We start from the raw sequence: 25,829 nt of genomic DNA on the forward strand, positions 1-25,829 counted from the left end.
GCAGTGATCCGTACAGGTAAAATGATTGTTATTGATCCGGCCCGTAATCCGCAGCCTTACTATGATTTTGCGGCCCAGCGTGATGCCGATATTGTGGGCGTTATTGAAACCCACCCACATGCCGATTTTGTGAGCTCGCATCTGGAAATTCACCAGGCTACAGGTGCTGTTATTTATTGCAGCAAGCTAACTGGCGCCGCCTATCCGCATGAAACTTTTGACGATGGCGATTTTATACAACTTAATGATGTTAAACTAAAAGCCATTAACACCCCAGGCCACTCGCCCGATTCTATTTGTATTTTACTGGAAGATGAGCAAGGCAAGGATGTCGCCATTTTTACTGGTGATACTTTGTTTGTAGGTGATGTGGGTCGCCCGGATCTGCGCGAAAATGTGGGCAACATCACCGCCAAAAAAGAAGAACTGGCCAAACAAATGTACCAGAGTACCCGCCATAAATTAATGACCCTGCCAAAAAGCGTTATAGTTTACCCGGCGCACGGCCCCGGTTCATTATGCGGCAAAAACCTAAGCCCCGACCTGGAAAGCACCATAGGCCGCGAACTGCGCGAAAACTATGCCCTGCAACTAATGGACGAACTCTCCTTTGTTAAAATATTAACTACCGACCAGCCCTTTATACCCAAGTATTTTGGTTATGATGTTGATCTGAATAAAACCGGTGCACAGGCTTTTAAGCCAAGTGTTGATGCCGTTACCCGGATAAGTGCCGAAAGTCCCCTGCAAAAAGACGTCCTGATTGTAGATGCCCGCCCTAAACAGCAGTTTAGGAATGGACACATCAAAGGCGCTATTAACCTGCAGGACGGTGATAAATTTGAAACATGGCTGGGATCGGTATTAAAACCAGGCGAGCCTTTTTATCTTATAGCCGAAAATGAGGGCAGCCTGAACATCCTCATAAAAAAAGCAGCCAAAATAGGTTACGAAAAAAACATTAAAGCTGCCCTGTTAGCACCGGTTAATGCGACTGAAAAATCGGCCCATCTTGATCTGGACGACTTTAAGGCTAATCAGGATAACTATAATATTGTTGATGTACGCAACAATGGTGAGGTAAATGAAGGCAAGGTGTTTAAAAACGCCGCCAGCATTCCGCTGCCCGAATTACGCGAACGCATAAATGAAATACCTATCGATAAGCCTATCATTATACACTGCGCGGCGGGCTATCGCTCTGCTGCTGCCGCCAGTATAGTTGCAGCTAAAATACAACAAGTACCTGTATATGACCTGGGCGAGGTAGTGGTTGAGTTTGACGAAGGAGTTCATAATTAAACCCAATCCTCCCCAAAGAAGGGAGCTTTAAAAGTTAGAGTGTCTTTCTGCTTAAAAAGTTAGATTAATTAATGCCGAATGACCGATAAAAACCTCGAAATAGTAACTACAGCCGATGGCTCAAAAACCATTTATAATGCCGAAGTGGGCGAACATTATCACTCGCGTAATGGTGCGTTGCAAGAGAGCCGGCATGTATTTGTAAACTCCGGACTCAACTACTTTTTAGCCAAAAGCGATGCTACCGGGGTAAGCATACTGGAGGTTGGCTTTGGCACCGGTCTAAACTTTTTACTCAGTGCCGATGTATGTATCGAAAATAAAAAACAGCTTCATTATACCGGGATTGAAGCCTACCCGCTGGATACAACCATGATGGCCCAAACGGGGTACGAACAATATACATCGTCACAATTGTGGGAAACTTATATTGCACATTATCCTGATGCATTAAAAAATGAAGTAAACCTTGATACTTATTGCCAGCTGCAAATTGCAAACTGCAAGCTCATGGATTTTACGTCGAAGCAACAATATGATATTATTTACTTCGATGCCTTCGCATCGGCCCGCCAGCCCGAAATGTGGGAGCAGGCAGCCATAAGCCATGTGATCAGCTTTTTAAAGCCTGGTGGCGTATTTGTTACTTATGCCATAACCGGCAACCTGAAAAGAATGCTCAAAGCTTTAGGTTTAAACATAGAAAAAGTACCCGGTGCAGCCGGCAAACGCGAAATGTTGCGGGCAGTATTAGCTTTGTAAAAGCGACCCGTTTCAACACTTATCTCCATTCCTGTATCTTTTCTCTTGATTCTAAATCCCCTATCTTTGCGTCACTACTAAAAATATAACTTATGCCGCTACAAGCACCAGCTACCGCTAATACCCCTGCAACCGGATTTGAGCGTTTGCTCAGCATTATGGATGATCTGAGGGCAAATTGTCCCTGGGATAAAAAACAAACACTGGAAAGCCTGCGGCACCTTACTATCGAAGAAACCTATGAGCTTAGCGACGCCATTTTAAGCGCCGATATGCAGGAAATAAAAAAAGAACTGGGCGATATTATGCTCCACCTGGTTTTTTATGCCAAAATAGCTTCCGAAACCAATGACTTTACGATCACCGATGTGCTGAACAGCGTATGCGAAAAGCTCATAAATCGCCACCCGCATATTTATGGCGACGTTGAAGTACAGAATGAAGAAGATGTAAAACGCAACTGGGAACAGATCAAATTAAAAGAGGGCAACAAATCTGTTTTGGGTGGTGTACCGGCTTCGTTACCGGCCCTGGTAAAAGCATCGCGTATACAGGAAAAAGCCCGGGGCGTGGGTTTTGACTGGGAAGAAAAAACTCAGGTATGGGCCAAGGTTGAAGAGGAAATGCAGGAATTTAAAAATGAGTTTAATGCGGAGGATGAAAGTGCCATTGACCATGAAAAAGCCGAAGGCGAATTTGGCGACCTGTTATTCTCGCTTATCAATTATGCACGCTTTATAAACATCAACCCCGAGAACGCGCTCGAAAAAACAAACAAGAAATTCATTAAACGTTTCCAATACCTGGAGCATAAAGCAAAAGAGAACGGCAAACAACTGCATGATATGAGCCTTGCCGAAATGGATATATTTTGGGATGAAGCAAAAAAGTTATAAAAATTCACGCCTGGTGTAGCGTTTAAAAAAATATTACGTAATGGTTAAAAATACGAATTATATGAAACGCAATTTATTTTACTTATTACCCCTGCTGTTGATATTAGGCGAGGCTTGTTCACCAAAATCGGATAATATTCCAATTCTTACTCCTTCAGGCTCCTTTAAAGGAAAGTTCAGGATGTTAACAAAAAATAATTCTACTGGTGCAGTTGATAGTACCGTAAAGGATACAGCTCTTATTTTAAAATTAACATCTCCATATCATTTTGCCGTAACCGGCGATACAGCTACCATACACGCCGGCAGCAAAGGCAACTTTGGTTACGATGGTAACTTTATGAGCTTTTTGGATAGTACCTATAAAGCAGGCCCGYAAGCTAAGCGCCATTTGGTAGGTGTTTATCAATATTTTTATAATGGTACATTGCTGCAATTACTGCGTACAAATTCTACTCAGGATACCATACTCCGTTATGATTTTAATAAAACTTCAAATTAATTATTTTTTGTTTTAATTACCGGCCGTCGCTTTTTTTAAGCGGCGGTTTTTACCAGCAAATCTTCTACCTGTGTAAAATTAAAGATCAGCAGCGCTTAACTGCCTGCTGATTCTTTAATTTTTTTCATTAGCATATCCAACCAGTAGCTTTTTACCGTTGGGGTAATAACAAAAAATTGGAACAGGTAAATTAAATTGATCATTTAAAAAAATGTTTATTTTTATTGTATCAATAATGTTCTTTACTGCGTAAAGGATTATAAATCAACAACAATATTTAAGCGGAATTAAAAATACTTAATGCATCCACCCCCACGCATTACTGAAGAAGAAGTCATCAGCCAATGCAAAACAGGCAGCTTAAAATACCAGGAAATGCTGTATAAGCTATTCTATGGCTACGCTATGGGTATAAGTTTGCGCTACAGTTTAAACCGGGACGATGCATTAGAGGCTGTAAATGACGCATTTATAAAGGTATTTAATGCCATACATAGTTATAATATTGATAAGCCCTTTAAAGCATGGCTACGTACTATTGTAGTTAATACCGCTATTGACCGCAGACGTAAGGACCTTAAATTCCAGTTAAATGTTGATTTGGATAATGCTGCCCCTATAAGCAGTCATATAAGTACAGTTGATAATTTAAATGTGCAGGATATTTTAAAATTGATGCGCGAGCTGCCTGCAATACAGCTTACCATCTTTAACTTATACGAAATAGACGGATACAATCACGACGAAATTGCAAATATGCTGACTATTCCGGTAAGCTCATCACGGGTTTATCTGAGCAGGGCAAAAGAAAGATTAAGAAAAATGTTAAAGAAAGAAACACAAAGCCATGGATGAGCAGTTGGATAACGACTTAAACAACCGCATCAGGGAGGTGTTCGATAATTTTGACGACACATCATACCCTTCTGCTGATGAAGGTTGGTTACTGCTCAGGAACAAATTTCCTGAAATGGAAAAGAAGCGTCCCGTTGCCTGGCTTTGGTGGGGAAGTGCAGCCGCTGCTGTGCTATTATTTATAGGTATTGGTTTGTGGATGGGCAGTAAAAAGCAACTGCCTGAAACAATGGCTGTAAAACCGGCAAAAAACAAACAGGAACAAACAGTATCTTCCGATACCAATAAATTGCTGGCAACAAAGCAAAACCCTGCTCTTAAAAACAATCCTGCTAATGCGGCTACTGCCCCTGCAATTGATACTGTGAATAAATACGCTTCAAAAACACCGGTAAATAAATTACCTGCTACCCCTTCTGCCCCTAATATAACGGGTAATAAAGCACCTGACTACGCCAATACTAATATAGCAGCAGTACAACAGCCTTTAAGCAATACCCAGGCTGTTAATAATACCAAACTCAAAACCAAACCAGAAGATAGCGTAAAAAGCGTTGTTGCTAAAACAAATGCGCCTCAGTATGCCATTACTGCTCCGGCAGCTCCTGGTGCCAACACTGCACTTTCACCAGTAAAAATTAAACCAGATAGTGCTAAAACAAATACACCGCAATATGCTGTTACTGCCCCGGCTACGGATGCAAATACAGTGCCTGCCAGCTCAAATACTATAATGCGGCAACCTGTTAAAGTAGCCCCTAAACAAGCACCAACTAATTCAATGGACAGGCTTTTTGCGGGCGAAAATACTAAACCCCAAAAAACAGACGAAAAGTATGCCGGTGATAAAAAGGTGCGCTTTGGTGTATATGCGGCTACATTTGTTAATTACGCAAAAGGCAGTAATAATCAGATCAATGCAGGGGCAGGTTTTACCTCTGATATTAAACTCAGTAAAAACCTAAAACTTTCAACGGGGGTGGCATTGGCTCAAAATACGTTGAGCTATAATAGCGCGCCTCCTGTTACTGCTGATGTGGTATCAAAAACCCAGGCTTTATCTTCGTACCGGGCCGACCTGTTCTCTACCGCTGCGGCATTCCCTGTTCTTAAAAATTATAATGCCAGTTTAATTGGTTTAGATATCCCCATGAACATAAAATATGAGTTTAACCCGCAAAAAAGTGATGCTTATATTTCAGCTGGTTTAAGTTCGGGTACATTTATAAACGAGGCTTATACCTCGGTTTACGGCTTTGCGCCATCATCAATTGCAGCCGGGGCGCCACAGCAAACTACAGATGAGGTAACCCGTAAAAACTTCAGCGGATTTTATTTTGCCAAAACGCTTAACGTATCATTTGGGGTTGGCTATCCGGTGGGTAAAGGTAACCGCCTTATTATTGAACCATTTTTAAAATACCCGCTTTCTGGTTTAGGTTCGCAACAGATCCAGTTTGGAGCGGCCGGTTTAAACCTGAAACTCAATTTCACAACACAAAAAAAATGAAAAGGTTATTACTTACCCTAATGGCTTTATTAACAGGCATGCATTTGTATGCCCAAAAAATCGAGGTGTCGGCACAAGCTTATTCAGGTTTATTTCATTTCGGAGGTAAATCGGCTACAGCAAACTCCACCGTTGCTCAAGCATCATTAACAGGCGATCCCAATAATTACACCAATAATCCTTACGGAAACCGGAATGCTTTTAGTTACGGTATTGGCGCCCAGATACAGGCTGTATCAAAAAGCGGCTTTATTTTTGGCTTGCAGGCCGGTTATGAATTTCTTCAAAGCAAGGTGAACATTGGTCAATATGCATCAGCGGTATATTATGATCCTAATATTATTTACATCGCTCCTGCTCATCCTAATTTTTCTGTTACAGGGCATACCAATCTTGAAAACCGCGTTATTAACCTTAACCCTTATATTGGCTACCGCTTACAACTGCAAAAAGTTAATTTAGATATTTTACCTGGTATAGATGTAGGTCTTAATTTAAGCACTTATGATATGGGAACTGTTAAAGATAACGATGACAAAGTTTACACTATCAACAGAAAAATAAACAATACCCCAACTGATGTACGTTTAAGACTTGGCCTTGCTGCTACTTACAATCAATTTGGCATTACAGCAAGTTATGCTCACGGCTTAACCAACTATGAAGGCAATGTTGTAGCCGATACAAAATTTGAAGCCCACAGCGAACTGATCAGGTTTGGCATTAGCTGCCAGTTACTTTAACTTAATTATTTAAACCTGATAGCTTTTACCGGCGATATTTTACTTACCAGCATGGATGGTATGATCAATACCAGCAGGCAAATGATCAGCGTGCCTATATTCAGCATTAAAATATCGGCAAAGTTAAACTCAACTGGCACAAAGGTCATATAATATGACGCTTGGTCGAGCTTAAAGAAATGGGTTTCGTTTTGAAAAAAGCCTAAACCCAAACCCAGTGCGTTTCCCAGCAGCAAACCCAAACCTATAAGATAGGTGGCGTTAAATAAAAACACCTTTTGTATATTCCAGTTGGTTGCGCCCATGGCTTTAAACATGCCTATCATAGAGGTACGCTCCAGGATCATGATGAGCAGGGCCGATATCATGTTAATTACCGCAACTATAACCATAAGTACCAGCATCACCACGGAGTTTACATCTAACAGGTTAAGCCATTCAAATATGGCAGGATAATCTTCCATCACGGTGTATGATTTTAGTTTAACCGGTAATATATCGTCGAGCTTATTGGCTGCATAATTTATCTCGTCAAAATCAGCTACCTGCAGTTCATATCCCCCTATTTCGCCGGGCTTCCAGTTATTAAGGCGGTTAATTAATGAAAGCGAACCAACCACAAAGGTTTTATCCACCTCCTCTACCCCGATACTAAATATGCCTTTTAATTTAAATTGGCGCTTGCGCAACGGCTCCTGAACAAAATACATCAGCAGCTTATCGCCTACTTTTAATTTTAAACGGTTAGCTGTTGTTTGCGATAGCATGATCTCTTTCTGCGCCTCTACCGAGTCGGTAAAGTCAATAACATCGCCTGCCACCATCGCTTTTTTAAAGTAAGTCCAGTCGTAGCTTTTATCAACCCCTTTCAGCACTACCCCTTCAATTTCGTTATTGGCCTTAATAATACCCGGTTTGGTGGCAACGGGCATAACACGGGTTACCAGCGGGCTTTTGAGCGCTCGCTTTACAAAATTACTATCAGTTGTAAAAGGCGAACTCTCATACGAACTGTTCAGATCAAATTTCACTATGCGGATATCGCCAGCAAATCCACGTACCTTTTCGCGGATCTCACGTTTAAAACCTTTAACAATGGCTAATGAAAGTATCATAACTCCCAAACCCAGCATAATACCAATAATGGCAATACGCACTATCAGCTTCGAAAAAGTGCGTTTTGATTTGAATGTTATACGTGCTGATATAAAGGAGGCGAAACTCAATGCAGAATGATTTTTTGTACCTTCGCAAATATGCGGTTTTGCTACTAAACCTGCTACTATTAAAATTGTTTCAACATAATATTTTATGATAAGAACAAGTATTTTTTTACAATGCGTTTTAATAACGGTTTTATTGGCAAATAATGCATGTGGCAGTCCCGCTGTTTGCAACAAATGTGATTCGGCAAAGACTAAAAACGCCAAAAAAATAATTCCCGAAATAATTACCGCGGCCGATCAAATTCCGCTGTACATTAACTATCTTAAGGGAAAAAATATTGGGATGGTTGTAAATCAAACTTCTGTTATTGGTAAAACCCTAACGCCCAGTGTTGACAGTTTACTAAAAGCAGGTATAACAGTAAAAAAAATATTCGGGCCCGAGCACGGTTTCAGGGGAAATGCCAGCAATGGTGCCAGCGTAAATGACGCTATCGATAATAAAACCGGTTTGCCGGTAATTTCTTTATATGGCAATAAACATTATAAACCAACTCCTGCAGATCTGAAAGGCCTTGACCTGGTTATATTTGATATTCAGGATGTTGGGGCAAGGTTTTATACCTATATATCAACCTTGCACTACGTAATGGAAGCCTGTGCCGAAAACAATGTTGAGCTCATGATACTGGACAGGCCCAATCCTAACGGATACTTAATTGATGGCCCTTTGCTTGATACTGCACATGTACCTCGCTCTTTTGTAAACATGCACCCTATACCTATTAGTCATGGAATGACCATTGCCGAATACGCCCAAATGATAAACGGCGAGGGTTGGTTAAAAGATGGCATAAAATGCAAACTGAATATTATTAAGGTGGCTAATTACAAACACTCCTTGGTTTATAAACTACCGGTAAATCCGTCACCAAATTTAAATACCGATCAATCTATTTTGCTGTATCCAAGTGTGTGCCTGTTTGAGGGTACAACACTTAGCTTAGGTCGGGGTACACTTTTTCCTTTTTTAGAGATTGGTCACCCATCGCTGAAGGGCAAATACACTTTTTCATTTACGCCAACAAGTATACCGGGTATGAGCGAAGACCCGCCACAAAAAGACAGGCTTTGTTACGRTATCAATTTAAAAGAGTATAGTATTGATATGATAAGGGATAAAGGCCACATTAATTTATCATGGCTCTTAGAACTTTACAAGGCTTTTCCAGACAAAGCGCATTTTTTTAACGCTTATTTTACCAAGCTTGCAGGCACTACCGAACTAAGAAAACAAATTGAAGCCGGTAAAACCGAAGCTGAGATACGCAGCAGCTGGGAGCCCGGGCTTAATAAGTTTAAAACCACGCGCAGTAAATATTTATTATACGAATAACAGCAGAAGAAGCACTATCAAACATATAATAGCATGAGAATTGTATTTATGGGTACCCCCCAGTTTGCCGTTGCATCATTGGATGCATTAATTCAAGCAGGCTGTGATATTGTAGGTGTAGTTACCGCTCCTGATAAACCCGCGGGCCGCGGGCAAAAGGTAAGCGAATCGGCAGTGAAACAATATGCAGTAGCCAACGGACTGAAGGTACTTCAACCTGAAAAATTAAAAAACGCGGAGTTTTTGGCCCACCTTAAAGCATTGCATGCCGACCTGCAGGTAGTAGTTGCCTTCCGTATGTTACCCGAAGCTGTTTGGAATATGCCGGCACGGGGCACACTTAACTTACACGCTTCGCTATTACCACAATACCGTGGTGCCGCTCCTATTAACTGGGTGATCATAAATGGCGAGAAGGAAAGCGGCGTAACCACATTTTTCCTGAAACACGAAATTGACACCGGGGATGTTTTGTTTACTGAAAAAACAACATTAAGCGGCCATGAAACTGCTGGTGAACTGCATGACTGGCTGATGAATAAAGGCGCAGGCCTGTTGGTAAAAACAGTAAAAGCTATAGAAAGCGGCCGCTACCATGAGCACCCGCAAACGCAACTGCTAACTGGTGAAGAACTGAGACACGCCCCCAAAATTTTCAAGGAAGATTGCCTGATTGACTGGAACCAACCTGCCCAGCAAGTGTACAACAAAATACGCGGTCTTAGCCCGATCCCTACCGCTTATACACACCTGAATGGTAAAGTATTAAAAGTATACAGATCAGAACTGCAACCGGAAGAACCCACCATACAACCCGGTGGTTTCCTGACCGATAACAAAACCTACCTGAAGTTTGCCGCTAAAGATGGGTTCATCAGCCTTACTGATATACAGCTGGAAGGTAAAAAACGCATGGGTATTGAGGATTTTTTGAGGGGGATGAAGTTGTAGGTGAAATAGTGATGTTTTGATTATATATTTAATATCCCTAAATTTATAACATGAAACTCGCAGAATTGAAATCAGAATTTCACAGTTTGATAGATCAGATAGATGATCCGGATCTGTTGTCACAATTCTATGATGTAATCAGTCGATCCGTAAGCCCTCAAAATTCACTTTGGCAGTCTTTATCTCCCAGCCAACAAAGAGAAGTTTTAACCGCCTACGAAGAAAGTGAAGATGAAACAGATTTAGTACCTCTATCTGCATTGAAATCGAAATATAAAGAATGGCCTTTGAAGTAGTTTTTACAAAAAAGTCCGAACATGATTTTGATTCAATTCTCCAATATATACATAATGAATTTGGCAGTATTGCAGCTATCCGTTTCAAAAACTTAACAATTGAATTTGCATCAATTCTTGAAACTTTCCCAGAACTTGGAAGTGTGGCACACACCCAAAAGAATATTCGTGCTTTTGTAATTCATAAAAGATTAAAAGTTTTTTACAGAATAAAGGGACAAAAAATTATAATTTTGAGATTGTTTGATACAAGACAACATCCTGATAAAGCTTAAGTCGTCGTATGTGTTTTATAGCTGTTTCCCAAACCTCCCCCTATCAACCTAAAGTCAAAATAAATAAACACTTCGTTAATAATCACCCTGTTTACTATTTTTGCCCGCACATATTTTTATTACCCCATGGCAAATTACAGCGACAGGATTACACATTTAAAAAACGAGATCCAGCCTTTACGTGAGCAACTAATACAGCACGAGCTTTATAAAAACATCAACTCGCTTGATGACCTTACTGTTTTTATGGATCATCATGTATTTGCCGTATGGGATTTCATGTCGCTGCTAAAATCATTACAACAAAAATTAACCTGTACCAGCACACCATGGATGCCAACAGGCAATTCCAATACCCGCTACCTGATCAACGAAATTGTTACCGGCGAAGAAAGTGATGTGGACGAAGCGGGTAACCGCACCAGCCATTTTGAATTGTACCTGCGTGCCATGCAGCAGGCCGGCAGCCAGGCTGTTGGCATAAACAATCTGTTTAATGAGCTTAATTTTGGTAAACATATTGATGAGGCACTTATTATTGCTGATATTCCGGTAGCCGCCCGCAACTTTGTACAACACACTTTTGAAGTGATAGGCACCGGCAAAAACCATGTACAGGCCGCTGTATTTACCTTCGGTCGTGAGGATCTGATACCTGATATGTTTGTGAGTATAGTAAAAGAGCTGAGTCAGCAATTGCCCGGCAAAGTTGATATTTTACTCTACTACCTGGAACGCCATATTGAAGTTGACGGCGACCACCACTCCCAGTTAGCCTACCAAATGACTGCCGAACTTTGCGGCAATGATGACAGCAAATGGCTGGAAGCAACAGATGCGGTGAAAGAGGCCCTGCAAACCCGCATTGCACTTTGGGATGGTATATTGGCTGCTATAAAAGCTCCGGTATCTGTAGAGGAATAATATTTAAGATTTTGTCATCCTAAGGAACGAAGGATCTATTTGTGAACATGCATATTGTAAAATAGATACTTCACTGCGTTCAGCATGACAAATTAATTGAGACTGTAACCACTTACAACTTATTTAACTCATCCATCAATACTTTGCTGATGCGGTTAAAATAGCGCCTTACGCCAAAGCCCATAACGGTTTGGATTCCACGGGTGGCGTTGGTTAAAAATACCTCGTCGGCTTCGTAAAGTATATCGGGGTTTATCTGGGCTTCGGTAACGTCAATGTTGTTTTCCTGCGCCAGTTTTATTACTACCTGTCGCATTACCCCTTCTACACAGCCTTCACTTAAAGCGGGAGTATATAAATGGTTTTGGTAGTAAATAAATATATTCGAGCTGCTGGCTTCGCATAAAAAACCATTTTGGTTTAGCAAAAACACATCATCAAGTTTATTTTGCATTTTGTAGATACCTGCCATTACATAAATGAGCGAGTTACAGGTCTTGATGTTCGACAGGTAGTTTGATGGTTTTGGCAGTTCAGTAAACACATCCATGATCAAACCCTTTTCATTTAAAAAGTACCGGGGCTCCTCTGATGCGGTAAGCTCCAGGCAATAACCCATTTTATTTTGAGAAGGTGTATATAAGCCTTCGGCATCCCGGTAAACGGTTAAACGCAGGCGGCCATGCTTTACCTTGTTCCTTTTGGCCAGCTCTTCTACAATATCCTTCAAAAACCAGGTGTCCATTTGCGAGTAGCCGTCAATTTTAAGGGCTTTCATACCACGTTGCAGGCGGTCGGCATGGAGCTCGGCAAACTTAAGCTGCCCTTTCATTAAACGCATACTCTCAAACAAACCGTCGCCATACTTAAAAGCTCTGTTAGCTATGGTAAGCAGGTTACTGTTAGCAGGGAGTATATCTCCATTAAAATTGATAAAAACGGGCATCATTTGGATGTGCTGATTTTGGATGTGCAAAAATGCAGATTTTTAACTCGGATTAAACAAGGTAAGTTGTTCATATTGCTATGCCAGTGTAAATTCACTAATGCCATACTGCTATACAAAAACCATGCTTATATAAAGATGTTGCACAATTAAAACTCCTCTGTAACCGCATTAGCCTGATTGCCAGCAGATGTATATTTACGCCATTTTTGCAGCACACTTTCAAAATCGGGTGGTAATGGCGATTCAAAGGCAATTTGCTTTTTTAACGTTGGATGCAAAAAGCCCAGCGTTTGCGCGTGCAGTGCCTGTCGCGGCATCAGCTCAAAACAGTTTTCAACAAACTGCTTGTATTTACTGAATACAGTGCCCTTTAAAATCTTGTCACCACCATAGGTGGCATCACTAAATAAAGGGTGACCAATGTGCCTCATATGTGCCCTGATCTGGTGGGTACGGCCGGTTTCTAACTGGCACTCTATCAGGGTAACATAACCCATACGCTCAAGCACCTTATAATGCGTTACAGACCACTTTCCCTTTTCGGGGTCATCGTATATCGACATTACCCTGCGGTCGTTTATACTGCGCCCAATATAGCCTGTTACGGTACCGTCCTGCTCCAGATCGCCCCAAACCAGGGCAATGTATTTGCGGGTAATGGTATGATCAAAAAACTGCTTGGCCAGCCAGCTCATAGAGCGTTCATTTTTGCTGATAAGCAGCAGGCCCGAAGTGTCCTTATCAATACGGTGAACCAGGCCCGGCCTGCCGTCGTTACCCGGCAAAGTAGGCAACTGCTGAAAATGAAAAACCAACGCGTTTACCAACGTGCCGGTATAATTATTATAACCCGGGTGCACCACCATGCCGGCAGCTTTATCAACCACCAGCACATCATTATCCTCGTAAACAATATTAATGGGCAGGTCTTCGGGATAAACCTCTGTATCGCGCGGCGGGTGCGGCAATACTACCGATATCACATCAAGCGGTTTTACCCTGTAGTTCGATTTGATGGGCTTATCGTTCACCAACACGTTACCCAGTTCAATAGCGTTCTGGATGCGGTTGCGCGAGGCATTCTCCACCCGGTGCATCAAAAACTTATCAATACGCAGCAAGGATTGCCCTTTATCAACCACAATGCGTAAGTGTTCAAATAAATCCTGTTCTTCCTGCTCTATAAGCTCGGTATCGTCTGCCATTTGAGGGCAAAAGTAATCGTTTTTTATGGTACGTTAAGATAGTATCAAGATATTAGTATCAAGTATCAGGATTTTTAAATAGTTTGGCATTTGCAAAGATGTCCTGATACTAATATCGTGATACCTGATACTATATGATGAATATTGATCTTGAAATTTTTAGTCCTGTTCACCATATCAGCAACCCATTGTTTGATGAACACGGCGTAAAAGTTTTTTTAAAACGCGATGACCTTATACACCCCATGATATCGGGCAATAAATGGCGTAAACTAAAATACCTGCTTAAAAATGCACGAGAGCAACATAAAAACCATTTGGTAACTTTCGGTGGCGCTTACTCCAACCACCTGCTGGCCACGGCTGCGGCGGCAGCCCGGTTCGGGTTTAAAGCCACCGGCATTGTGCGTGGCGAAGCCGTAAATAACAACACTTTGTTTTTATGCAAACTGCACGGCATGCAATTGATATTTACCGACCGTGAAAGCTATCGCGATAAACAGGTTTTGTTCAGTAAATATTTTGGAGATAACGATAATGCCTTTTTTATTGATGAAGGTGGTGCATCCGCCGAAGGCGCTAAGGGCTGCAGCGAACTGGTTGATGAACTTGCAGAACCTTATGATCATATTTTTTGCGCCTGCGGAACGGGAACTACCGCCGCCGGTATTATAAACGGTTTAACCAGCCATCAGCTTAATACCCGGTTTAATGCCATCCCCGTATTTAAAAATGGTGGTTTTATTAAACAGGAGATAGATCGTTTCCTGACCGCTCCTGCTGATTATGACTTGCATACTGATTACCATTTTGGCGGTTATGGCAAAGCTACTGACGAGCTGATCAGTTTCGTGAAACAGTTTATAGCCAGTACCGGGATAGTAATTGAACCTGTGTATACCGGCAAAATGATGTATGCGCTTTATGATCTGATCCGTAAAAACCATTTTAAGCCCGGCAGCAATATACTGGCCATCCACAGTGGCGGCATCTGGGGATTGTTAGGGATGAAGGATAAATTTTAATAATAATATTACTATTTATCATCACTCTTTTAAGAAATTGTCATCACGAGTTTTTTCCCATATATCTGGTTTGCTTCCATCAATACGTGGGCTTGCTGTACTGTTTGTATGTTAAATTTTCCAATAACATTTACCGCAGGTGCATCAATATCACCCTGTTCAATTAATGCAGTTATCTTATTCAGCGTATTACCATACCAGCCCAAGTTATCGGCCAAAGCATATGCGTAGCCAGAGATATTAAGGATATTGCATCCCTTATCAAACAGGATCTCCCGGGTTGTCTGAGTACCTAAAAAAGTAACATCCAGGTAAGTACCGTTAACCGCTAACACTTGTGCTGCTGTTTCGGCTATGCCCCCGCCTACAATATCTATAGCAAAATCAAATTTGTTCCCTGCATTAGCGTTCAGGATATTTTGCTCTAACTCATCGTCTTTATAGTTTATAATTTGTGCTGCATTTAATCCAAGATCTCTGAGGGCAGTAATGCTTTGTTCGCTGCCTGCTGTGGCCACAATATTTGATATCCCTTGTGACTTTAGCAGCTTTATTAAAAAACGACCAACACCACCTGCAGCACCATTTATAAAAATGCTGTTGTTTTTTGTTGCCCCCATCCGGGTTAAACATTGCCATGCGGTAACGCCCGATGAGGGAATTGCAGCAGCTTGTTCAAAACTTATATTTTTAGGCTTTTTAGCCAATAGTTTATGATTCAACCCCATCAGTTCGGCATAGCTGCCGTTTGATCCCCGGCTACCCGCCAGCGCCATCACTTCATCGCCAGGTTCAAAATCATTAACCTCACTGCCTGTTTTTAAAACTATACCCGAAAACTCACGACCCAAAACCGGCGACCGCATTAACCGGCTCTCTCTTAACCCAAGGCGCATCTGGTAATCAATAGGGTTAAAAGCCGCTGCTTTAATTTGAATCAGTACTTCGTCATTTTTTATTACAGGCGTTTCCATTTCAGCTAAACTGAAGTTTGATACATCGCCAAAACCATTTAATATTATTGCTTTCATTGGTATATAGCTTTAAATTTGCTTAAGGTTCAAAACTACATTTCCTGTATTTATTAAACCCTTACTCCAATAATTGGGAGTAACTCACAAAAAATGGAGTACCTGTTATGATCAAAGAAAACTCTTCAAATGCTGCTAATAAAGCTTTCCTATATAAATCATGCAGGATAAACAGTGCGCTTGATACCATATCAGGAAGATGGAAAGCATTAATTGTTATCCATATAGCCGAAAACAAGAACAGGTTTAGCTTACTCAAAAGCGTAATGCCTTCAATAACAGACCAGTCGCTGGGGAAACAGCTTAAAGAATTGGAAGCATCAGGCCTAATCATTAAAAACATCATTCCTGAAGTTCCGGTGAGGGTTGATTATCAGCTAACCCCAAAAGGAGAAGCGCTATTACCCATATTATTTGACCTTGCCGAGTGGAGCGATAAGTAAATTAACTTTCACGAGCTAATTCGTAACAGCGAAAATTGAAAGCGGTTAGAGGCAGCCTCTTAACATTTCTCTGTTTTTTAAGAAACAATACACTTAACCATTGATTAATATTAAAATAATAGTTAAATAATTTTTAGGAATGAAAAGAATATTATAGCTTTATACTTATTATTATAAACCTCTAACCTAAAGTCTTATCGTCATGTCAAATCAAAACCTCCGGTTTCATGAAAGCCCTATTACCGCTAATGCCTTAAATGACAAGCAATCTCAACCGTTTACCGTAGCCGATTATCTTTTAACCCGGTTAAAACAACTCAACGTAACCGAAGTATTCCAAATTCCGGGCGATTATGTTAAACATTTTACGCAAGCACTGGAATATTTTGATGGCGTAAATGCCATTGGCGCTGTTAATGAGCTTGATGCCGCTTATGCTGCTGATGCTTACGGACGAACCCGGGGGCTTGGAGCTGTATCACTGCAATATGGGGTTAGCACCTTTAGCGCGCTTAATGCTATTGCCGGGGCTTATGTTGAGCTAGGCCCGGTTGTGGTTATCAGCGCATGCCCGGGAGCAGATGCCCGCCAGATCGGCAAAATGTATGATGTGCTTTACCACCACTCAACCGGTAACCTGCAGGCCGATCAGGAGGTATTCGAGCATGTAACTGTAAGCGCCGAAACACTGAGCACATCTGTTGGCGCTCCGGAGAAAATAGACAATTTATTGATAGCAGCCATCACCCATAAAAAACCGGTTTACATTGCTTGTTACAAAGAGGTTTGGGGCGAACCCTGTCCAAAGCCATCAGATAAACCTTTAAAACCGCTGGTAATAAAGAGCGATCCGCTGGCACTTGAAAATGCAGTATCACAGGCCTGGGCACAAATTACCGCGGCCAAAAACCCATTGATATTTGCCGGGGTCGAGGTGCTTCGGCATGGGCTGTCGGGCTTGTTGCAACAAATCATTGATGCAAGCGGGTTTTTATACACAACTACCAGCCTGGGCAAAACCGTGCTCGATGAAAAGGGTAACAAATTTATAGGCACTTACTCTGATGCGGCGTCTATTAAAAACGTAACTGACCTGGTAACAGCAGCTGATTGCTTCCTGACATTAGGCACCATTATTACAGACGATTACCTTGTTTTTATTGAAAGCAAGTATGCCGATATGGTGCTGGCCACTACCAAACAGATAAGGGCCGGTTACTTTATTTATGAAAACGTTACCATGAAGGATTTTATGGAAGCCTTACTGCATCTGTTTAAAACCACCAAGGGATACCCGCTTGCAACAATAGCCCCCCCGCAGCCGGTTTACCCGGAACCCTGGTTATCAAACTCAGATCCGCATTGGGACGATAAACCGGATACCATTACTTACAATCGCTTTTTTCAGCATTCCATGAAATTTTTGAATGATAATGATATGCTAAAGGATATTGTGATGACCTACGGCGTCAGCTCGTCGTTATATGTAGCTACTAACGCTTACGGGCTGTCGCAAAACAGCTTTATCTCGTCGGCAGCCTGGCAGTGCATTGGCTTTGAAACCGGGGCTGCATCAGGTGCACAGCTTGGAAGCGGGAAACGGGCATGGACCATAGCCGGAGACGGGGGTTTTATGATGGTTTGCCAATCGCTGTCAACCCTTGCCCGCAACAACCTTAACGCGGTGATATTTGTAATGAGCAACGGCGTGTATGCTATTGAGCAGGTTTATGTTGATATGGACTCGTTTAAGCCCGGCCCTCAGCATAAATTTGATGCTTTTGACATACTCCCCAAATGGGACTACCTGGCGCTTGCAAAAGCTTTTGGGACCGAGGGGCACATTGTTAAAACAGTAAAGGAACTTGATGCACTACTGGAAAAATTAAAAACAAAAACCAATAAACCTACGCTGGTACAAGTAGTGATCCCCGAAAAAGATCTTCCCGGCCAAATGCGCAGACTTGGATTAGAATAACCAACCACTAAAAAATTATATACACCTATAACCTAAATCAACATGAAAAATAAAACTTATTCTATTTTCGGTGCCGGTGCCTCGGGGCTTTATACCGCATGGCGGCTATTGAATGGCGAAACCACCGGTGAGCAGCATCAATCAAAACAGCTTAATCACGGCGATACCCTTGAATTGTATGATTGGGGCCAGTACGATTTTACAAATGAGCATAAAGGGACCCGCGCCGCCGGAGCCCGCGTTTGTACCTGGCACTACCAAAACGATAAAACAAAATCATACCTGGAATTGGGCGGTATGCGCTACTCAGAATGGGACGGAAAAAATGAAGCTATGAGCGGTGGCCACCGATTGGTTACAACGGTTATTAAACAGCTTGACCTGGATAAATATTCGATCCCGTTCAATGAGTCAACCAATCCACTTTATTATCTGCGCACCAAAAACATGTATTATAATGATATAAGCGAAACCAACCCGGCTCCATATAATGTAAAGAACAATGGCGCAAGTCAACCGCCCGATAATGGGTTCAACATTGTTGAAAGCCTGGCTGTTACCAAAGATAAAGGCCCTAAAACCCGTACCGAGTGGTGCAAATTTTATCAGGATGGAAAGATCACTGCTGATCTGCCGGAATCGTCTGTTTTTCAGAAAGGCGATCTCCTGAAAAATATAGGATACTGGAACCTGATGTTTGATCAGCTGGGATCAGAAGGGTATAATTACACCAACGATGGTAATGGTTATACCTCTAACGTCATCAACTGGAATTCGGCCGTAGCCTTTCAGGCTAATAATGAATTTACACCAGGCACCGAATACAAAACCCTTACACATGGCTATTCAAGCATGTTCAATGCCTTGTTTAATGCTATTGTGAAATTGGCAAAACAAAAAGGTGTTAATTTTGAGTATAGTCCAAACACCCGTTTGCATTCTATTCTTGAAATTGACAATGTGATCCGTTACAGCATTGCCAAACGTGAGCACCCGGATAAAAAATCGGCCACAAAAACCACGGATGCTGCATGGATGGCTATGCCCCGCGGTTCGTTAGACCTGATTGCAGAGGCAACCCGCTATGAAGATCATAAAGGGTTAGATGTTCTGAATCACCGAAAAGTGCAATTATATTTGGAGTCGGCGGTGCTGCAGCCATCTTATAAAGTGGGGATGTTTTTTAATTCGCCCTGGTGGATGGCCACTGCTGCAAACCCGCCTGCTTACCCGGCACCCATCATCAGCTATGAAGTAACAACCGATGTGCTGAAAGCGCTTGGCGCGGAGGGTTTTCCGCAACAATACCTGGTTGATATACAAAAAAGCAAGAACCCGGTAGTTATTGAAACACCATTTGCTTCTGCTGCTGACCTGATAAGCAATGTTGAAAAATGCATTGGTGTGCCGCTTACGGCTGTGCAGCAGGCCCAATTACTTGCAGCTGCCGAACGCAACACCATAGGGCCAAGCGTAACCGATACCCCTATAAGGCAGGTTGTTTATTTTGGCAATAATGCGCTCGACAAAACCGCTAAGCCCGTTTATGGGATATTGGCCAGCTATGACGACGAGCAATTCACCAGTTTTTGGGAAGAGCTGGAATACTCTACGGACTCCGTAGAGAAAATCCCATTCTCAGAAAACTATCAGCCTTTGATTGGGCCGCGCAAAGCCCCTGAGGTAATGGTAAAAATGCTGCGTCAGCAGTTGGCAGCCATACATTTTGGACCGGCGGCAGACTATAGCATAGTGCCTGAACCTTTAGAAACCCGGTACATGGATTGGTCGTTGCCGCCGTTTAACGCGGGGTACCATGCATATGCGGCGCATTATGATATTTGCGATGTGCAGCAGAAGATCCGCAAGCCATCGCAACTGATAAAGGGAGCCGATGCTAACATTTTCATAGTTGGCGAAGCCTATTCAAATGACCAGGCCTGGGTTGAGGGGGCTTTCTGCACCGCTGAATCAGTGCTGAATGATTTCTTTGGTATAAAACCAATTATTGACAATAAAGAGTATCCCTTTATTTGTCCATGCAGTTGATAATACCCGAAAACCAAAGTAACAATGTATGCTGATATTGCATTTGCAATCAGGCATTTTTTTATAAAAAAAGGGCATTCCGTTATCCCGGGTGCCCTTTTTATGAAGAAGAATAATGTATACCTATCTATTATAATTTTACCCTGCCCCAAAATTTCTTTTGAATTCCGGATGCAGGCATAATTGATTTTATGGCTTCTGCTACCTCAATTGGCAAGTCCGACTCCAAAATATCGGCACCCATGGCAAACGTTTCACGGTAATGATTGGCACGCTCAGCCGGGTCCTTTAATTTATCATACGATGGCGCTGCCGAAATCATACACATAACACCCTTAGCATGAAGCATGTCTAACAGCTCTTTATTTTCCGGTTTGTTAGTCGGACCAATATAGGCTATCATATTTTTCCACGGAACCCCAGCCTTTTCATAAGTGTAAAAAGCCTCTTTCGTGAGCACAAATGCCGACATCATATTTTTAGGGTTATTGTCGTAATAAAACCGGGCTTGCTGGGCGTTATGCACCGTTAACATTACTTCTTCGTTTTTGCACTCTTTTAATATTTTGGCGGTCATTTCAAGCGGTACATCTTTATGGTCAAGGTTTACTACCGTTTTACCTTTACTCCATAAAATGACTTCTTTAAGTGTTGGTATCTTGTAATCGGTAACATTACCCTGGGGATCTTTTAACCTGAATTTTTGTAGCTCAGCAAAAGTATAATCTGATACCTTGCCCTTACCTGTTGTTGTACGGTCGAGCGTTTCATCATGCATTAAAACAACCACGCTATCCCTGGTTAACCGGGGATCGATCTCAAAAAAGGCGGGGGTATGTTTAAGGGTATTTTCGAACGTGGCTACGCAATTTTCGGGGTAACCGGTAGTTGTTCCGCCACGATGACCGCTGATCACGGGCATATCTCTCCCGGTATGTTTAAAATACTGCTGAAACTCCTTTGTGTTTTTAAATTGAAGCACATTTATTTCCGTTTGCGCGCTTGAAATTTTTGCTGTTGCAACTAACAGCAGGCACAATAAAAATATTTTGGTAGGTGATAGCCTGTTCATGGGGTTTTTAATATAGTTTACGCGTTTAGTTTTTTTAAGGTGATCTCGCCGGCATCATCCAGTTCAAAAAACGTAATAGCGGAGTTTTCCTGGAATATTCTCCGGTAGTTTTTTAATTCCATGCCCAATTTATACGCCATATACAGGCGGTTTATGCCATTGTGCCCTACCACTACTATGGTTTCATTTGCGTGCTTTTGCAACATTTCATTAAAAAAAGCATTTACCCTTTCAATAACTTCCCTCCCAGTTTCACCTGTACCTCCGGCTTTGTTATTTGTAGGGTCACGCATCCATGCATCCCATAAAGACGGATCTTCGGCAATAAATTCTTCTTTTGTTTTGCCCTCCCAATTACCAAAATCCACTTCAATAATACGCTCATCTGTTTGCACTTCCTGGCTCCCTGTTGCTATTTGGGCTGTAAGGCATGCCCTGCTCAACGGAGATGAATAAACCGCGTCAAAATTTTCATCTTTTAACTGATTATAAACATTTACAGCCTGTTTCACACCTTTGCTTGTCAAACTGGCATCGGTGCGGCCACAGTAGCGATTACCGTCGGCATTATAGGTGGTTTCACCATGCCTTAATAAATAAACACTAAGCATCAAAACCTCCTTTCATATAGCCTTTATGCTGCATAACGGATAAGAATTTTTGATAATTGACTTCATATTTTTCAGTCAGCTCCTTTTCAGGTGTGATCTCTTTTTCAGTTACAACCAATTGCTTTACGGCTTCAATTACCGAATCAAAATGCGTTTTGGATGCCGCCAAAACAGCTGCACCTACAGCACCCGATACATGTTTCATTTTATAGATAGGCTTGTTCAATACATTGCTTCTGATAGTGAGCCACGTATCACTATTGCTGGCTCCTCCTGCGGTATAAACCGCATTCACTTTTTCGCCAGACAGATGTTCGATCATTTCATAAGCATACCGTTCAAGATAGGCCACGCCTTCCATATTTGCCGTGAACCGCTCCGCCCTGGTTAATTCATCGGGTTCAAAGCCCCTGGCCTGTGGTGCTATAAAAGGGAAGCGCTCTCCTTCCTGCCGCAGCGGGTAGGCTATGTGATGAGTAGGAATAAGCTGACGAGCTTGTTCATTTAAATTAGCCAGGTCATCACCAAATTCATTGGTCACCCAATCTGCCCCGGTATTACTGGCACCGCCCGGCATCCAATAACCGGCTGGGTGCCGATGGCTATATAAGCGGCCTAAAGGATCAAGTATTTCATTTTTAGTTACCCCCTTTATCACCATGGTTGTGCCTATGGTGGTATTCCATTCGCCGGGATTTATAGCCCCTGACGCTATCTGCGACGCGCATCCATCTGTTATGCCTGCTGTAATTTTAACATCCTCAGGCAAACCAAAATTTCGGGCTATATCTTTTGAAATAGTGCCAATCACCGTTCCCGATGGAACAACTTTGGGTAACCATTCTTTTTTCAACGGAAGTTGGGTGTACAGATATTCGGGCCATTCGTACTTACTAACATCATAGCCTGATTTAAATGCGTTGGTATAGTCGGTTATGCCCCATATATTACTTAACATACCGGTTACAAAATCTGCCGCGTGGATCCATCTGGCAATTTTATCGGCTTTAGCAGGATAAGTTTCCTGGAACCAAACCATTTTTGCCAAACCGCTCGAAAAATTAAAAGCCGTATAACCACTGTTATGATATTTCAGCGCTGCATTGGTACACTTTTCAGCCTGCTTAACTGATCGTTTATCGCTGTACATAATGGCGGGATGCAATGGCACATTATTTTGATCCAATGGAATTACCGTACCCGATGTGGAGGTTACCGCAATAGCTTTTATATTACCAACAATTGCCCTTGCCGCTTCCTTTAATAAGCCGGATAACGACCGGTAACAAGCCTCCCACCATGCCGCGGGAGATTGCTCTTCCCGTGATTGATCATTTAGGGGAAAAACCTGTTCTGCGGATGAAATAACCGATCCTTTCGCATCGATCAAAACAACCCTTGCTCCCTGTGTGCCAATATCAATCCCTATAAAATATGGCGCCATTAACTGAATATTTGTTTAAACGATGAACGGGTCTTTTTCCACTCATTATGCAACGATGCGTAATGCCTCATTTCAGCGGGTTCAACAACCTCCAGGGTTATGGCAGGCGGCTGATTTTTCCCAAGTGCTTTATTACATATTAAAACACCCCCAACTACCGATGATTGACGGTAACTGTTACGGATCATTACTTTTTTATTTAGTAAAGCAGCTATGAACTGCCTTAAAGTATGGCTCTGAACGCCGCCACCACAGGCCCATATATAATTCTGTTCATGAGGACTAACCTCATTTAATGTTTTATAATTTTCGCATATACTACAGGCGATATCCCAAAGGGTTGCCCAAACAAAACTTGCACGGGTTAACTGGTGCGAAACCGGCGCGTCAAAAACGAAACCACCTTTGGTAAGGGGCATTTTTTCGTCGGCCAATAACGATCCTAATGATGCAACACATTGAAAACTGCTTATCTCTGATAACTCCCGCTCAATTACATCATAATCTTCATTGGGATAAAAAATTTCCTTTAGCCGCTGATAATTAAGCCCGGTAACGCCGGCATTAGCTTCAAACATAAAACTACTTTCGTCAGCATGCCTTCCGGTCCAGGTCCGCTCTTTTCCATCGGTCACATATCTATCGGTCAATTTAATAATCGGCGTAGTTGTACCCGATACAATTACAACATCGTTGGTTTCTGGCTGGGTACTGATTATGGCCAATTGCGTATCGGCGCCACCTACTATAACCTGTGCATCATGAGCGATGTTAAAACTCGCTGCCTGTTCCTTGGTAATAACCCCTAAAATTGTTCCGGAATCTGTTAATTGCGGTAATACTGACAGATCTATATCAAAAACAGCGCACAGCTCTGCCGACCAATCCTTTTTCTCTACATCATACAATAAAGTTTCTGAAGCCTGCGAGTGTTCATAGTGAGCAATTCCACTTAGTTTATACTCTATCCAATCGCTAATACTCAAAAAGGTGGAAAAATCATTCCAGATCTCTTTTCGTTTTTCGCGGATGCCAACAACTTTCATTGCAGAAAAGAGTGAAGTTGGATAACGCCCTGTTAGCTGGTATACATAGCTTTTATCCCCAATCAGGCTTTCCCACTCCCTGCCCCTGTGATCAATATTGGGCAATCCAATCTGCGATTTTCCATATTTATCCAGCAGCACAATCCCCTCGCGCTGACTGGTAGCGGTTAAAGCAAGAATATGCACATCGCCTGCCTGGGTCAAAGCGCTTTTTGTTAACGCGGTAACCTGCTCCCAAAGCTGTTCCGGATCAAAATATAATGCCTCGGGATAGTTTGTGTCTTTATGGTATATGATGTTTTCACGATCAATACCCAATATTTCTCCGGTAACGGCTGCCACTGCAACACGTACATTACCGGTACCAATATCAATTACAATATATGCTTCTGTAGATGCCATTCCTGATCAGGCTGTTTTTTTTTCTTCCGCGTTATTGATCTCACCTGATGAAGCCCATCTTAAAATTCTTTCATTTAAAATATCAACATGATGATCTTCAACTTCGTGCGTAGCGCCTGCAGTGTGCGGTGTAGCCAATACATGAGGATGATTAATTAAACGATAATCCTGTTGATCAGGTGGTTCAAAATCAAACACATCCAACACGGCCCCTCTGATCCTGTTATTTTCAATCGCGCTAAGCAAATCATCACGTTTTACAACGCTGGCCCGGGCTGTATTTACAAATATGGCGTCGGGTTTCATTTTTGAGATCAATTTTTTATCAATCATACCAATTGTTTGATCGTTAACCGGTAAATGGATTGAAACAATATCGCTGCTTTCAAAAATATCTTCCAGCGATGTTTTATGATAATCAGGGTTGGTGGTTACTATGAAAGGATCGTAAAACTTTATATGACAGGGAAAACTTTTAATCATTTCCGCAATTCTTTGACCTACCGCACCAAAACCCACCATACCAATGGTTTTTCCGGCCAGTTCATTGCCTTTAAATTGCAGGTATGAGGTATGGGCACCTTCGCCCCAGTTTTTCCCGGTTAACCATTGCCAGCTCGGAATAGTATTACGCATCAGGCTGATCACGTTTGATATAAACAGTTCGGCTACAGCCTGGGCATTACGTGCGGGTGTATAAAACACCTGTATGCCTTTCTTTTTGGCCGCCTCAAGGTCAACATTTGACGGCGTGCCCCTGCAAACCCCAATAAATTGTAATTCTGGATGAAGGTTTATCACATTGGCCGTTACATTATCATGCTCTGTAATTAAAGCATCAGCGTGCGTTTCATCAATTAGTTTATTTAGTTCACTTTCGTTAAATGCCCTGCCATTATCTTTCCAGGGTTTATAAATAACTTCTCCAAATTTACCGGAGAGTATATCCTGCCCTTTTTGATTGTATGGAGCTGTTATCAATATCCTCATATATGT

25 protein-coding genes are annotated in these 25,829 nt (G+C 42.1%); 16 read left to right on the forward strand and 9 right to left on the reverse strand.

Annotated features, from left to right (window positions below; translation table 11 throughout):
* The 7 genes from AC1DRQ_RS15620 to AC1DRQ_RS15650 form a co-directional block, all read left to right on the forward strand.
* On the forward strand, positions 1-1,302 hold a 1,302-nt coding region (locus tag AC1DRQ_RS15620; RefSeq protein ID WP_477425596.1), incomplete at its 5' end, for a rhodanese-like domain-containing protein.
* A 78-nt stretch (positions 1,303-1,380) separates the two neighbouring features.
* Positions 1,381-2,064 (forward strand): tRNA (5-methylaminomethyl-2-thiouridine)(34)-methyltransferase MnmC2, encoded by a 684-nt coding sequence (gene mnmC2 / locus AC1DRQ_RS15625; RefSeq protein WP_477425597.1) that lies wholly within the window; start codon positions 1,381-1,383, stop codon positions 2,062-2,064.
* 92 nt (positions 2,065-2,156) lie between these two features.
* Positions 2,157-2,960 carry a nucleoside triphosphate pyrophosphohydrolase gene (gene mazG / locus AC1DRQ_RS15630; RefSeq protein ID WP_477425598.1) on the forward strand — a complete coding sequence of 268 codons (804 nt, stop codon included), beginning with the start codon at positions 2,157-2,159 and terminating at the stop codon, positions 2,958-2,960.
* A gap of 61 nt (positions 2,961-3,021) precedes the next feature.
* Positions 3,022-3,462: a hypothetical protein gene (locus tag AC1DRQ_RS15635; protein ID WP_477425599.1), complete on the forward strand. Its 441-nt coding sequence runs from the start codon at positions 3,022-3,024 to the stop codon at positions 3,460-3,462.
* Between the two features lie 300 nt (positions 3,463-3,762).
* Positions 3,763-4,317, forward strand: coding sequence for an RNA polymerase sigma factor (locus tag AC1DRQ_RS15640; protein WP_477425600.1), 555 nt, complete (start codon positions 3,763-3,765; stop codon positions 4,315-4,317).
* Positions 4,310-5,827, forward strand: coding sequence for a hypothetical protein (locus AC1DRQ_RS15645; RefSeq protein ID WP_477425601.1), 1,518 nt, complete (start codon positions 4,310-4,312; stop codon positions 5,825-5,827). Before AC1DRQ_RS15640 ends, AC1DRQ_RS15645 begins: the two co-directional genes overlap by 8 nt.
* Positions 5,824-6,570 (forward strand): hypothetical protein, encoded by a 747-nt coding sequence (locus tag AC1DRQ_RS15650; protein ID WP_477425602.1) that lies wholly within the window; start codon positions 5,824-5,826, stop codon positions 6,568-6,570. Before AC1DRQ_RS15645 ends, AC1DRQ_RS15650 begins: the two co-directional genes overlap by 4 nt.
* Before the next feature lie 5 nt (positions 6,571-6,575).
* Here the strand turns inward: AC1DRQ_RS15650 and AC1DRQ_RS15655 are convergent, their stop codons facing one another.
* Positions 6,576-7,796: an ABC transporter permease gene (locus tag AC1DRQ_RS15655; RefSeq protein WP_429394729.1), complete on the reverse strand. Its 1,221-nt coding sequence runs from the start codon at positions 7,794-7,796 to the stop codon at positions 6,576-6,578.
* Between the two features lie 85 nt (positions 7,797-7,881).
* On the opposite strand from AC1DRQ_RS15655, the gene AC1DRQ_RS15660 reads away from it, so the two are divergent.
* The 5 genes from AC1DRQ_RS15660 to AC1DRQ_RS15680 all read left to right on the forward strand — a co-directional run bounded on the left by AC1DRQ_RS15660 (position 7,882) and on the right by AC1DRQ_RS15680 (position 11,578).
* On the forward strand, positions 7,882-9,132 hold the full coding sequence (locus AC1DRQ_RS15660; protein ID WP_477425603.1) for an exo-beta-N-acetylmuramidase NamZ family protein: 1,251 nt from the start codon (positions 7,882-7,884) through the stop codon (positions 9,130-9,132).
* A 33-nt stretch (positions 9,133-9,165) separates the two neighbouring features.
* Positions 9,166-10,083 (forward strand): methionyl-tRNA formyltransferase, encoded by a 918-nt coding sequence (gene fmt / locus AC1DRQ_RS15665; RefSeq protein ID WP_477425604.1) that lies wholly within the window; start codon positions 9,166-9,168, stop codon positions 10,081-10,083.
* A gap of 50 nt (positions 10,084-10,133) precedes the next feature.
* Complete coding sequence (locus AC1DRQ_RS15670; RefSeq protein ID WP_477425605.1) at positions 10,134-10,379, forward strand: hypothetical protein; 246 nt, start codon at positions 10,134-10,136, stop codon at positions 10,377-10,379.
* Positions 10,364-10,654 carry a type II toxin-antitoxin system RelE/ParE family toxin gene (locus tag AC1DRQ_RS15675; RefSeq protein ID WP_477425606.1) on the forward strand — a complete coding sequence of 97 codons (291 nt, stop codon included), beginning with the start codon at positions 10,364-10,366 and terminating at the stop codon, positions 10,652-10,654. Before AC1DRQ_RS15670 ends, AC1DRQ_RS15675 begins: the two co-directional genes overlap by 16 nt.
* A gap of 126 nt (positions 10,655-10,780) precedes the next feature.
* Entirely contained in the window at positions 10,781-11,578 is a 798-nt protein-coding gene (locus AC1DRQ_RS15680; RefSeq protein WP_477425607.1) for a DUF3050 domain-containing protein, read from the forward strand.
* A 112-nt stretch (positions 11,579-11,690) separates the two neighbouring features.
* On the opposite strand, the gene AC1DRQ_RS15685 is transcribed toward AC1DRQ_RS15680, so the two are convergent.
* Entirely contained in the window at positions 11,691-12,527 is an 837-nt protein-coding gene (locus tag AC1DRQ_RS15685) for an aminotransferase class IV (RefSeq protein WP_477425608.1), read from the reverse strand.
* Positions 12,528-12,673: 146 nt separating this feature from the next.
* Positions 12,674-13,732: an RluA family pseudouridine synthase gene (locus AC1DRQ_RS15690; protein WP_477425609.1), complete on the reverse strand. Its 1,059-nt coding sequence runs from the start codon at positions 13,730-13,732 to the stop codon at positions 12,674-12,676.
* Positions 13,733-13,866: 134 nt separating this feature from the next.
* On the opposite strand from AC1DRQ_RS15690, the gene AC1DRQ_RS15695 reads away from it, so the two are divergent.
* Positions 13,867-14,757, forward strand: coding sequence for a 1-aminocyclopropane-1-carboxylate deaminase/D-cysteine desulfhydrase (locus AC1DRQ_RS15695; RefSeq protein WP_477425610.1), 891 nt, complete (start codon positions 13,867-13,869; stop codon positions 14,755-14,757).
* A gap of 29 nt (positions 14,758-14,786) precedes the next feature.
* Here AC1DRQ_RS15695 and AC1DRQ_RS15700 read toward each other — a convergent pair whose 3' ends face one another.
* Positions 14,787-15,788 carry a quinone oxidoreductase family protein gene (locus AC1DRQ_RS15700; protein ID WP_477425611.1) on the reverse strand — a complete coding sequence of 334 codons (1,002 nt, stop codon included), beginning with the start codon at positions 15,786-15,788 and terminating at the stop codon, positions 14,787-14,789.
* A 107-nt stretch (positions 15,789-15,895) separates the two neighbouring features.
* Between AC1DRQ_RS15700 and AC1DRQ_RS15705 the strand changes: the two genes are divergently transcribed.
* The 3 genes from AC1DRQ_RS15705 (at position 15,896) to AC1DRQ_RS15715 (ending at position 20,258) form a co-directional block, all read left to right on the forward strand.
* Positions 15,896-16,231, forward strand: a complete 336-nt coding sequence (locus tag AC1DRQ_RS15705) for a winged helix-turn-helix transcriptional regulator (protein ID WP_429394708.1) — start codon at positions 15,896-15,898, stop codon at positions 16,229-16,231.
* Positions 16,232-16,433: 202 nt separating this feature from the next.
* The gene (locus AC1DRQ_RS15710) at positions 16,434-18,209 is read left to right on the forward strand and encodes an alpha-keto acid decarboxylase family protein (RefSeq protein WP_477425612.1); all 1,776 of its coding nucleotides are present in this window, start codon (positions 16,434-16,436) and stop codon (positions 18,207-18,209) included.
* A 42-nt stretch (positions 18,210-18,251) separates the two neighbouring features.
* A complete protein-coding gene (locus tag AC1DRQ_RS15715; protein ID WP_477425613.1) occupies positions 18,252-20,258 on the forward strand; it encodes a hypothetical protein in 2,007 nt (668 codons plus the stop codon).
* 130 nt (positions 20,259-20,388) lie between these two features.
* Here the strand turns inward: AC1DRQ_RS15715 and AC1DRQ_RS15720 are convergent, their stop codons facing one another.
* The 5 genes from AC1DRQ_RS15720 to AC1DRQ_RS15740 are packed head-to-tail and all read right to left on the reverse strand — an operon-like array spanning position 20,389 to position 25,823.
* Positions 20,389-21,330 (reverse strand): glycerophosphodiester phosphodiesterase family protein, encoded by a 942-nt coding sequence (locus AC1DRQ_RS15720; protein WP_477425614.1) that lies wholly within the window; start codon positions 21,328-21,330, stop codon positions 20,389-20,391.
* A 17-nt stretch (positions 21,331-21,347) separates the two neighbouring features.
* Positions 21,348-21,941 carry a histidine phosphatase family protein gene (locus AC1DRQ_RS15725; RefSeq protein ID WP_429394699.1) on the reverse strand — a complete coding sequence of 198 codons (594 nt, stop codon included), beginning with the start codon at positions 21,939-21,941 and terminating at the stop codon, positions 21,348-21,350.
* Positions 21,934-23,385, reverse strand: coding sequence for an FGGY-family carbohydrate kinase (locus AC1DRQ_RS15730; protein ID WP_477425615.1), 1,452 nt, complete (start codon positions 23,383-23,385; stop codon positions 21,934-21,936). The genes AC1DRQ_RS15725 and AC1DRQ_RS15730 overlap by 8 nt, the downstream gene beginning before the upstream one ends.
* A complete protein-coding gene (locus AC1DRQ_RS15735) occupies positions 23,385-24,833 on the reverse strand; it encodes an FGGY-family carbohydrate kinase (RefSeq protein WP_477425616.1) in 1,449 nt (482 codons plus the stop codon). The genes AC1DRQ_RS15730 and AC1DRQ_RS15735 overlap by 1 nt, the downstream gene beginning before the upstream one ends.
* A 6-nt stretch (positions 24,834-24,839) precedes the next feature.
* Positions 24,840-25,823 (reverse strand): NAD(P)-dependent oxidoreductase, encoded by a 984-nt coding sequence (locus AC1DRQ_RS15740; protein WP_429394691.1) that lies wholly within the window; start codon positions 25,821-25,823, stop codon positions 24,840-24,842.
* Between the last annotated feature and the right edge of the window lie 6 nt (positions 25,824-25,829).

This window comes from Mucilaginibacter sp. P4_E8 (assembly GCF_056401495.1).